General features: G+C 52.1%; 6 protein-coding genes. 3 read left to right on the top strand and 3 right to left on the bottom strand.

Going from position 1 to position 11,902, the window contains the following annotated elements; translation table 11 throughout:
• Positions 1 to 46: 46 nt before the first annotated feature.
• From ACYVBJ_RS25280 to ACYVBJ_RS25270, 3 genes are all read right to left on the bottom strand, one after another.
• The gene (locus tag ACYVBJ_RS25280; protein WP_460985070.1) at positions 47 to 3,115 is read right to left on the bottom strand and encodes a SusC/RagA family TonB-linked outer membrane protein; all 3,069 of its coding nucleotides are present in this window, start codon (positions 3,113 to 3,115) and stop codon (positions 47 to 49) included.
• A 627-nt stretch (positions 3,116 to 3,742) separates the two neighbouring features.
• A complete protein-coding gene (locus ACYVBJ_RS25275; RefSeq protein ID WP_460985069.1) occupies positions 3,743 to 6,070 on the bottom strand; it encodes a gliding motility-associated C-terminal domain-containing protein in 2,328 nt (775 codons plus the stop codon).
• 536 nt (positions 6,071 to 6,606) lie between these two features.
• Complete coding sequence (locus ACYVBJ_RS25270; RefSeq protein WP_460985068.1) at positions 6,607 to 8,100, bottom strand: S41 family peptidase; 1,494 nt, start codon at positions 8,098 to 8,100, stop codon at positions 6,607 to 6,609.
• Positions 8,101 to 8,724: 624 nt separating this feature from the next.
• Between ACYVBJ_RS25270 and ACYVBJ_RS25265 the strand changes: the two genes are divergently transcribed.
• From ACYVBJ_RS25265 to ACYVBJ_RS25255, 3 genes are all read left to right on the top strand, one after another.
• Positions 8,725 to 9,072, top strand: coding sequence for a LytR/AlgR family response regulator transcription factor (locus ACYVBJ_RS25265; protein WP_460985067.1), 348 nt, complete (start codon positions 8,725 to 8,727; stop codon positions 9,070 to 9,072).
• A 334-nt stretch (positions 9,073 to 9,406) separates the two neighbouring features.
• Positions 9,407 to 10,303: a glycosyltransferase gene (locus ACYVBJ_RS25260; RefSeq protein WP_460985066.1), complete on the top strand. Its 897-nt coding sequence runs from the start codon at positions 9,407 to 9,409 to the stop codon at positions 10,301 to 10,303.
• Between the two features lie 121 nt (positions 10,304 to 10,424).
• Complete coding sequence (locus ACYVBJ_RS25255; RefSeq protein ID WP_460985065.1) at positions 10,425 to 11,885, top strand: right-handed parallel beta-helix repeat-containing protein; 1,461 nt, start codon at positions 10,425 to 10,427, stop codon at positions 11,883 to 11,885.
• Positions 11,886 to 11,902: the final 17 nt, after the last annotated feature.

Here is an 11,902-nt window from a genome sequence, read left to right as displayed (position 1 = left end):
TAAGTGAGCACTCCAACATAACGAGTGACGGGCGATGACAAGTTGGTTAAAAGGTGAGATTCAGGCCAAAGATGACCGACCGGGCTTTCGGATAGCTGAGGTAATCGATACCGTACGACGAAATGCCGTTGACCGTGCGATCGTTGTTCACCTCCGGATCGTACCCGTCGTACTTGGTGATAACAAACAGGTTCTGACCGGTTACCGACAGTCGGATGGCGTTGATCCAGCGACTCATGCCAATCGATTTAGGGCTCAGGTTGTAGCCCAGCGCGAGGTTGTTGAGCCGGAAGAAGCTGCCGTCTTTCAGGAAGCGCGTCGACACCGGAGCCGAGTTATTAATCGACTCGTTAGCGTAGCGAATGGCTTCGTCGGTTGTATTCAGCCCCTTCGATAAGCGAAGCTTGTAGAAGTTCGAGTTCGCCGTGTTGTCGTACACTTTGTTGCCCGATACGCCGTTGAAATTGATCGCCAGATCGAAGCCTTTGTAGGCCAGGTTGCTGTTGATGTTGAACTGCCTGGTCGGCAGGGCGCTGCCCGCAGCAATGCGGTCTTTGTCCGTCACCAGGCCATCGCCATCCGTATCGCGGTAGGTACTGATGCCTTTTTCATCAAAGCCCGTAAACTCTTTCAGGAAGAACGTACCAATTGGCTGCCCGTTAATATACCCGTTAACCGTTGCCGAGGTCAGTCCGGAACCCTGCGCTGAGCCCGACGTAATGACCGAATACGGCGAGTTGTTCACCACGTTCTGGATGAACGTTACGTTTCCACCGATGTCGAACCGGAAACCACTCAGGCTGGCGTAGCGGTAGTTGAGGTCAATTTCAAGGCCTTTGTTTGTAATGCTCATGTTCGGCACGTTCGTCCAGTACGTACTGGCTGGTTGAACGGGATCGGCCGGGATCACTTCAAGCAGAATCTTGTTGGATACTTTATTGAAATAATCGACCGAGCCGGATAAAGCTCCTTTAAATAGGGCGAAATCCAAGCCTACGTCGGTCTGCGAGGATACTTCCCACTGAATGTCGGGGTTGGCCAGCCGGGTATAGGAAATACCGGCGGGGAACGTAGCGGAACCGTCGAGGGGGTAGCTTGTCGTGCCGGATACCTGGGCCGTATAGAGCGCCTGCGTGATTTTAGCCGGAATTTCCTGGTTGCCTGTCTGGCCCCAGCCCGCGCGTAGTTTCAGGTCGGTAAATGGTCCTGATTTTAAGAACGCTTCGTCTGACAGACGCCAGCCCGCCGAGATCGACGGGAATACCCCGTATTTGTTATTAGATCCAAACTTCGAGGAGCCATCGGCCCGCACTGTGGCTGTCAACAGATATTTATCGTTGAACTGGTAGTTCACGCGGCCAAAAAACGACTGAAGTTCGTTCTGAATGGCGTAGCCACCGGGCCGGTTGTTGGCCAGCGTTAAGTCCTGACCCAGACCGGGGTTATAGATCGGTTCAACCGGCGTGATGGGAAATTTATTAATGCTCCACCGTCTTTCCTGAATCGAAAACTTCTGGTAGGAATGGCCCAGCAAAGCCGTCAGGTTGTGGTTGGTCTTCGCCAACGTATAGGTAAAGTAGTTCTCGACCAGGATGTTACGGTTCGTAGTGTAGATGCTTTCCAGTCGTCCATCCTGCTGCGGTACCGCGTTGGCCAGCGATTGCAAGTCACGTACTGAACTGGAGTTGTCGACGCCCAGATTAAGCTTATATACCAGATTCGGCGTAATTTTGAACGAAGGCGAGATGTTGCCCACTACCCGATTAGTGGTCGTTACGTCTTTTTCCAGTTTCAGCGTAATCAGCGGATTAACCCCGCCCTGGTACTGAAACGGATTGCCTTTATCGTCGTAGGCCGGATAGGTTGGATTGGTCGAAATCGCAGCCCCCACGATCGTAACGGCTCCACCGACCAGGCTGCCACTAGGCCGTTCGTTGGTCGTTGAGGAAGCCGTCAGGTTAACGTCCAGCGTGAGCCGGTCTTCCAGAAACCGCTGCGAGGCATTGAAACGGCCAGTATAGCGTTTGAGCGAACTGTTTTTAAGAATGCCCTGCTGATCCTGAACGCCGAACGATCCGTAATACGTTAGCCGCTCGGCTCCGCCACTGAACGACAGGTTGTGGTTCTGCGTATAGGCCGTGCGGCTGATTTCTTTTTGCCAGTCGGTCGATGCGCCTTTATCGTCCAGTACACCACCCACCGCCGTTACCTGCTGCCGGTATTCGTCGGCCGAGAAGATCTTCAGCGGCCGGGCCATCGTCGAAATCCCCAGATTAGACGACAGGTTGAACGAAGCGCTGCCTGCTTTGCCTTTTTTGGTCGTGATCAGTACGACGCCGTTCGCGCCCCGTGCCCCGTAGATGGCCGTGGCTGAAGCATCTTTCAGGACGTCAACGGCTTCAATATCCTGCGGATTGAGGAACGTCAGCGGGTTGGTGGCCCCGCCGGTACTGGAGTTGTCGAGCGGAATGCCATCCAGCACGAACAAGGGCGTACTGCCCGTCCGGACGCCACCCGGTCCCCGAATGCTGATCGTTTGGGAGCTGCCGGGCTCGCCACTGGCCGACGTTACGTTGACCCCGGCGACCTTTCCCTGAATCAGTTGCTCGGGCGAATTGATAATGCCCCGGTTAAAATCGGTGCTCTTAATCGACTTCACTGCGCCGGTCATGTCGCGTTTCGTGGTGCTGCCGTAGCCGATCACCACCACCTGATTCAGTTCCGACGCCGACGATTTCAGGGCGACGTTAATGGTCGTCTGGTTGCCCACGGAGACCTCCTGCGACACGAAACCGATGAATCCGAATACCAGTGTTGCGTTTGCGTTGGGTACCGCGATCCGGTAGTTGCCGTTCGCGTCGGTGGTTGTGCCGCGCTGCGTTCCTTTCATCACTACGCTGCAACCGGCTAAGGCTTCGTTCGTAGTCCCGTCCGTCACCCGTCCGCTAATGGTTATATCGGCGGCTGGTTCCAGGAGAGAGGCAACCGTTGGTTTAGTAGGGCCGGACAGTGGGTGTTTGGCCTGGGTTACCAGTGCGGTAAGCAGCAGCCAGCCACACAGTAAAACCCTCCGGCTGTAGATAGGAGGTGATGATGAATGATAGAAATTAGTCATAGTTCTGGATGGAATTAAGGGTGGTAAATTTCACGGAAATAAGGGCCTCTTGTCGCACGAAATAAGTTATTTAAACATAAATTAACAGGTAACGGAAAGTCACTACGCATTTTTCAGGGGCAAAAGATAAAGAAGTTGGCAATATAACTGTACAGAATGGGGTGATTAATTATGATGTTGACTATAAACGGATTAGGATGAACGGCTGATCGATTAAGTATAGTAAATTGGTATGAATCGGCGAAATTAATGAATTATTCGCCGAGTGAATGTGAGAGCTATTTCCCGACAGGATGCGCTCTCCAGCGTGGACCTGGCTGGCAGACCAGAGAGTTCTCGACTACTTACGTTAAAAAATGGTATCCATCAACTGCCGCCGGTTAACGGCAGCTTAATAGAGTAGATAGCGGGCGTGACGTATTGACCAGATGAATTGAAGGGTATAATACGCGATTCTTTTGAGGCTGCTTCGTGCATTACGAAACCCCGTCCGTTGAGAGGCAGACGTAACAAACGGTACGTCGGTATAAATGTTGGTTATCTTTTTTGACCTTTAGCGTACCCATGCCTCCACAACGGGTATATGGGCAGGATGGGGCACCAGTTATTTAATACGTTGGCTGATCGTTAACGTATCAGAAGAACAGTCCCTTTCAGCATAGGTCGATCGGCGGTGGTACGTAACGTATAAGCGTATAGACCAGCGGGTAGTAGATTTCCGCCCTGGGTGCCATCAAAAGGCTTGTCATAACCTTTCTGAGACAGGTAAACAACTTCACCCCACCGATTGAAGACCGTAACAACGGCATCGGGAAAGGCTTCTATGCCGGGAAGATCCCACACATCGTTCAGTCCATCATTGTTCGGAGAAAAAGCGTCGGGTGCCCACACGCGTTCGTAGACGGTGATGTGAATGCTGTCGGTGGCCTGGCAACCGGATAAATTACTGACCGAGAGGGTGTAGGTAATATCGCCCCGGATCGACTCCACCGACGGGTTGGCGGTTGTAGGGTCGGACAGGTACGTAGTGGGGGTCCACGAAAAGGTGTTTGGCTCACCAGTGAGGCCCGGCGTCAGCGCAAACGTATTGCCCGTATAGGTGGTGATGTCTTCCTGCGCGATAGTTGGGATCGGCGCCACAACGGCCGTACGCGTTGCCACTACGCCAGGGCATTCGGGGGCGGGTTTGGCCGTGTAAGTGAGTGGATGAACGCCAATACCCGCCTGTTTCGGGTTGAACTTGCTGCCGGTCACGCCAGAGCCCACAAACTCGCCACCTGATGGACTAGCCTGTAATGAATACACCGGATTGTCGGGTCCGCAAACGGGTGGAATCGAGTCGAAAAGCACGGTAATAGGCGGAATCTGAACCACCGAGAATGGCGTTGATACGCCGGTGCATCCGTATAAATCCGTAGCCGTTAGGACGTAGTCTCCGGCTGATGTTACGTTGTTGAGCGCGCTCGTGGTAGTCGTTGTCTGTCCATCTTTCTGCCAGCTGTATTGCGTACCGCCACCGGCGGCTAGGGGCAGCGTACCCTGTGGGCAAAGTCGGTTCTGGCCCGTTGCCGACTGAATCGTTGCCAGAACGGGCGCTGATCGTTCGATGGATAGGCTATCGGTCCGAAACACGCAGCCCAGGGTTTTATCGGTCAACGTTGCCCAATAGCGGCCTGCCTGCGATATGTTTAGTGAATCCGCACTTTGGCCGCCCATCAATTGGTCGTTACGCTGCCATTGGTAACTGACATTTGTGCTGCCTTTAACGGCCAGCCGAACCGAGCCCGTTGTCGCGCACAGGTGCCCCGCTGACGTTAGTCTGGCGGTGCTGCCCACAACATTCACGGAAATAAGTTCAGAGTTACCCGTTTTGCTACAGGTGGTCTTGAAGGAAACAACCAGCGAGTAATCGCCCGATTCGCGGACGGCCAGGGTTGGATTGGTAGCACCCGGTAGGTTAATGCTATTGCGACGCCACTGATAACTCCAGTTCGGGTTAGGCTGTGCTTCCAGGATCACCGAATCGCCCTGGCAGAGGGTAGCGGTCCGGATCGTGGTAGGCCGGTCCTTGATCTGGACCGCTGGGTCAGGCGTTGTGCTTGGTGGACATTCAATGACCAGAAGCTGAAAGTCGCGCCGAACCTCGCCAATTTTTACACCATTGCGGTATTCTTCTACGTTTACCGCGAAGATATAAAGACCTAGCTGCGTTGCTGTCACCGTTAATTGCCCGGTCTGTGCATCAACTGCCAGGGTTGGATTGCCGGGAATAGCGTTAGTCGCACTAAAACCAGCGAGCCATCTGATGTCGGGATAGGGGGCAGGCGATACGGCGTTTACATCCCGGCTATTGCCTTTTTGGTCGAGCGGGGTCACCAGCGAGTACCGCAGTTCGTCGCCGTCGGGATCGGTTGCCCCGAAGGGATACGAGAAGGGCTCACCGAGGCAAACGTATTCGCCATTGATCGGACCAAAGCGAGGGGATGAGTTTTCGAATAATCGACCGTTTTGGAGGAGCGCCGGGAATTCAAGATAAAACGTAAAACCCGTCTGGCTGGGATTACTGACATTGTTGATACCCCCGTTGCGATTGCGGGTCTGGTAGGAGATATAGTACCCCTGCGGATCGTCGTAGGCGGTCGGGTCGAGCTGAATATCGGTCTCGAACGTAGCGACAATAAACCTCAGGTTCCGTTGTTCGGCGCAGTACTCATTTGCGTAGATGATGGGCTGGCGCTGGCCAGTCTCCTGAAGCAGATAGCTGCGCATCAACGTATTGTCGCGTTTGCGAAAAATACCAAATTGCCCGCCCCGCTGGTTATCGGCCCGCGGTCCACTCTCCATGTAATTGGTGGCAATAATCCGGAAATGACCTGGTCTGTCGCCAACGGCCCGCATTTCAATTTGCCCGCCTACGTGGTGGGTCGCTTGCGCACGGACGGAAATTGCCAACATTCCAATCAGGAATAGCCTGGTAAAAACGCGCATAGGCCAATACGGTTACTGCTGTTAGAAGTCTCTACAAATCAATTTCAGGTATGCGTGGCTTGGTACTGTATCGTGTGCTGGGTGGGTAATCTGAGCAGAATTCAGGGGCTGCTGATTCGCTTTTATTTAGCTAATACGGGTAAAGAGCAGCCTTCGTTGCGTCGCTTTTAAAGATACTACCTTATTACTTAACTATAGTAAGTAAGCCGCTTAAATTTAGGCAGTTGCGGGGAGGGTTTGGACTGGCGCCCCGAAAGATAAAGTGCTGGTACGTTGCCAGGCGATAATACCGCAATCCGTGGCCCCGCACCAACGCCGGTCTGTTCCCCACCTGCTTCCAGTGGGGTTTGGCGAAGTCGGGAACGACTGCAGAAACAGTACAGGGTGTTCAAATCAATTCGGGGAATACCGTTCAACAGATTGGCAGCCCACAACTCTCCTGATCATACACCGGAGAATTGTGAGCTACGCGTTTTTGGTTATGAGGAGGGTATTGGTAATGCTTACAGGTGAAACGACTTAAGGGCTTTAACCATACGGCCACCGCCCGCTTTCCGCTGGATCGAGGAGCCTACAGCTAGTAAAGGGTTGCTGTTGATCGCACCTTGCCGCCCTACCGAAGTGCTGCCGGTGATCTGACCGATCGCTGTACCCAACAAGGCTTCGCGAGTATCGCCAAGGGGTAATAAATTAATCGGCTCTTCTACTTCGATCGTTGGCGTAAAGCCAGTTGAGTAGTCAGATTGATCAGCGCTGTTGTACGACCTGAACACAATCGGCTGCATACCCCAGTTAATTTTGCCGGTGTCATCCGTGATCGTGATTGATCCTACGTTTTTGCCGTACGTGGTCGTGCCAATGGTGATTACGTTCATGTACGGACGTAGACCATTGATGATCAGCTCGCTGGCAGAAGCCGTGTGTTCGGTGGTCAGCACAAAGACCCGCGACAGGTTCGCGCCGATGTTCTGCGATTTGTCGACGAAGTTCTGGATGAAAAAGTTGTTGCCGTACTCCTGGCGCAGGGCGGGGGTAATCGTCGCGTTCCATTCCTCGCGGAAGTACAGTTTACCGGAACTAATACCTTTACCGATCAGGCTGGCCAGGTTCGCCGATGACGACGTATAGCCGCCGGGATTGTAGCGCAGATCGAGGACCAGTTCATTGACGCCCTTCGCTTTGAAATTGCTGAAGATGGCATCCAGCTGCGCATCATATTCGTTGGCCTGACTGCCGTTCGCGCCCGGTACAAACTGATTATACACCAGGTAGCCAATTGTTTTGCCGCTAACGGTATACACCGAGTCGAGGAACACCGGATTTTCCTGGAATACCGTTGCCGTTACGCTGCGGGTCTGGTCGGTGTCGACAATAGATTGAGCGCCTGGAGTGGCCAGTCCGAACGTAAAGGAAGTGCGGCCCGAATACAGAAGACTCTCTACATTCGTACGGGTGAGCGCCTGACCATTCACCTTCGAGATGATGTCGCCCCGTTTAATACCGGCTTTCTGGGCGGGCGAACCCGGCAATACGTAAAGGACCTGCGCGATGACATCATCGGAGCCCGACGAGCGGAGATACAAATCATATTCCATACCCGTGGTAGTCGTCTGGCCACTTAAACTGGCTTCCAGTTCCTGACCGCTTTCTTCAATCCACGAAAACCGGTCGCCGTTCGGATTGGTAGTCGCGTCGTACTTATTCAGGATAGACTCAAAGAAATCCGCGGGCTTCAACGTTTTGTCGGGATTGGCCGGAATCTTGTCATTCCAGTAATAGAGGTCCTTCATATTGGACAGAATCCAGTCGTTCACCGTCTGGTTTTCGTTGGTTGCCGTCGCCGTGTTTGGCTGGGGAGCCACTACGTCGGTATCTTTCTTACAGGCTGATAGCGATACGATGAACCCTGCCAGCAGCAATCCTGTCAACGAGCTCTTCCCCAGTCGTCGCTGACGAGAGAAGCCCCGAAGCGCATCGTTCATAACGTGTTTTTCCATGTTAATCTAGCTGATAAGACGGTTTGTTGATCCGTCTATACTTGTTACGTATTTAGGAAGCTGAATGTTGCAGATTGACACCTATATTATCTTGATTTAATAGGCATTTAATGGGCTTTTCCGCAACACTTTTTCTGGGTTAACCCCATCGATATAAAGAAGATGTAAAAGCAGAAAAATGCCTGATTTGACTGGGGCAAAAAAAAAGGTACGTCCGGGTACCTGTAAACCCCCACAACAAAAGAATAAAGGTCTGGCTGCAGCCACTTCGGAGGAGGAGCCAGCTTTTGAAAGATCTGTCTGATTCGGGCGCTCGCTCCAGGACGCAGGCAATTTTACGGGCCGAACTGTTAAACTGGGTAAATCAATTAAATAGTACTATTCTTAGAAATAGCAAAAAAAATTCCATAGCCGTATTATAGGTTTTACGGGCCATTGAATAAGTAAGCCGGCTCTGTAATTACCGGATAGGGCCTATACGACTCGAAATGGTCGTTTACCGTCTAATCGGTTTATACACAAGTTACCAAAACAAATAACATTTAAAATAATGCATTGTAGATTCAGGTATTGTATCGTACTAAGAGCGTACGACAAGTCCAACTACATCCTATGATTATTCCGATGAGTACTATTAATCTGCCGGGGCACCGTTACCCAGTTCCAATCGACTCGGTCGTGTGGCTGGAGGGGGACGCGAATTATACGCGGGTGCATTATCAGGATGACTCTTTTTCGCTGGTTTCGCAGCCTTTACAGTGGTTCGAAACCCAGTTGAATTTTGTTCGGGTGCATAAGTCAGCCATTATAAATCCCCTGTACATCCGTGAGTTCCGGCAGAAAAAAAGCCGGGCGGGGTGGGTGCAGTTACAAAATGGGCTGATCCTACCCGTATCCCGCAGTCGACTGGAGCAAACCGCTACGCAGTTAAGTGTAACCAATAATTCCTACCACCTGAGCGCCGATTTATAAAAATGAGTGCTTCATCTATCAATCACCTGGCTATAGCTGCTACCAAAAGCGACCGGGTATCAAACAAACTTATAGGCTAAGGGTAGACGTACTATCGATCAATTCTTTCTTTAATATATACTAATTCTACAGACATAAGCTAGGATTATAGAAAAATGATTTATTCGTGCACCAGTTGTCCTTACGTTTAGCCGCCTTCACAAGCCACACGAACCCGAACCGGCTGACTATCTCGTTTGCATTTGCGCGGCCAAACGAGAGTCTATCTGAACGCAGTTTGTGACCCATTCCTTCGATCAGGGGCCTGCATAACGCCCTGCCTAATCACTCAACAATGAACGCACCCGTTATTCTCTTTGCTTTCAAACGTCCGAACGAGTTGAAAGCCACCCTCGACGCCTTACGGGCAAATCACCTGGCGCCCGAAAGCGACCTGTACATTTTTGTCGACGCTCCCAAACGCCCCGAAGATGCACCCAAAGTAGCGGAGGTGCACAAATTACTCGATGACTTCAGCGGGTTCAGAACCATCCACCGGACGTATGCCAAATCGAACATTGGGTGCGCCGACTCCATTATCCGGGGTATATCGTCTGTACTGGGGCAGCATCCGGCAGCCATCATTGTGGAGGACGATTTAATTACTGCCCCGAACTTTCTGGATTATATGAACCAATGTCTGCGCACGTATGCGTCCAATCAGAAGGTATACTCGATTGCAGGATACACCTTTCCGTTCGAGCGCCCGGCCGGATACACTTACGACGCTTATTTCGTGCCCCGGCATAGTCCGTGGGGCTGGGCGACCTGGGCTGATCGCTGGCAGGCTATCGACTGGACGATTGCTGACTACGAACGGTTCCGGGCGGATAGTCGGCGGCAGAAGGCGTTTATGCAGGGCGGCTCAGATCTGTATGGCATGCTGCGGAAGCAGATGGAAGGAAAAATCGACGCCTGGGATATTCGGTTCTGTTACAACCGCTTCAACGCCAACGCCCTGACGATCTATCCCGCCGTATCAAAAGTGCAGAACATTGGCTTTGGAGCCGAAGCCACGCACACTAATATTTTCAATCGTTACCAAACCCAGCTCGATAGCGGACTGATACGCGAATTTCAACTGCCCAGCGTCGTGGAAACTACCGACTATTATCACCAGCAAACATTACGGCGTTATAGCGTTCCTACCCGAATCTATAATAAGTTAAAAACGTATGCTGGTCTACGTTAATGACCGACTCTCAGTTGCAGGTTAATCCGGGCAATCGGGAGCAACATCTGCTTACCTCGGACCTCGGTTCAGGGCTATCCACGTACAACTAGTTTTTATATCTGAATTGATTCGCATAGCTATGAACGATTCCATTTTGCTTCGAGTAAGCGCGTTATTGTTTTTTTTAGTCTTTACTACGTATTGCAAGTCGACCGACGATCCGGTACCGGAGGTGATTGTGCAGCGGGAAGATGCAATGAGTATCTCCCAGGTCCGGCAGTTCACTACGTCATCTATTCCGACGAGTATCCGCATCACCGACCCCGGTCTGGAAGGCGTATTTCGGTTGGATAGGAGCGACCGCCAGACGGCCGACAATATGGGAACCGTTCTGGTAACCGGCAACGGAAAACGCTACAAACGGGAGTATACAGGTCCGGCCATGCTAACCTGGTTTGGGGCAACCCCAACAAACCCGGACATTGGGCCCCGGCTGCAGGCTGCCGTAGACGCCGTGAGCAGTATTCTGATCCCCGCGGGAACCTACACGCAACTGACGCCCGTTCGGCTGCGGAGCGGATTAACCATCAGAGGGGAAGCGAATACGGTGATTACCCTCGGCGATTCGCACGTATCGCTCCAGTCGTTATCGAGCGCCAGCGACACCACTTCGCTGCATAACGTTATAATCGACGGGCTGAGCTGGAACGTAACGACGGCCAAGAACAGCCAGTACGGAGTCATTTCGATTGACGGGCCAACAGTCGCCAACCTGACCGTTCAGAACTGCAAAAGTACCGACCGGACCGGAGCCAATACAAACTGGTTCACGTTGAATATTGCCGCCGGGAAAGCCGCCAGCAACGTAGTGGTAAAAGGAAACAGTATTCAGTCAAAACGTACAGGCTGCGAGATTCTTAATCACGATAACGGCGATAAATACACTGCGACCAGCATCCTGGTTGAAGACAATACCTTCTTGGATTGTGGCCGTTCGGGCATCTCCTTATCCGGCACCATGGACGGCCTAACGGTCAACCGCAATACGTTGAAAAATTGCGCTGAATATGGCGTAGAAATTGCAGATGCGGCCCGGAACGTGAAGGTGACCAACAATACGTTCGAGGGTAAATTCGACAAGTTCATTGCCGGAACCGACGGCGACAAACGGAGTCCGGTAATTGGCGGGATGCTGATTTCGGGCAACACAACGGTGGGCCGGGTAACGGGTGGGGTTCAGTTGTTCAACGGTGGCCAGATTACGTTTACGAAAAACAACCTGAGTATGACGGGAATGCTGGAAATCGCACACGCGACTCAGGGCGGCATGTTCTCCGAAAATACAATCGACGGTCTTACCAACAAGGCCGTTATCTGCGATAATTCACCCAACAACACGTTCTCGAACAACACGATCTCCAACAAAGAGAGTCTGGAAAATCAGGCTACGTTTATGGCTTACGGCAGCCAGGCAACGAATAATGTGCTTACGAACAACCGAATTAGTAAAGGGCGGGGAGGGAAGTACTACGAGGCCGTATTGGGCGGCAGCTATACGGCCAGCAAGAATGTTGACGAAGCTGGAAACCCACTTCCTTAACAAACAGCACGGATCCA

The sequence above is a fragment of the Spirosoma fluminis genome (genome assembly GCF_054778895.1).
Note: the sequence above shows the minus strand (reverse complement) of the source record. Positions and strands in the feature narration are given on the sequence as shown.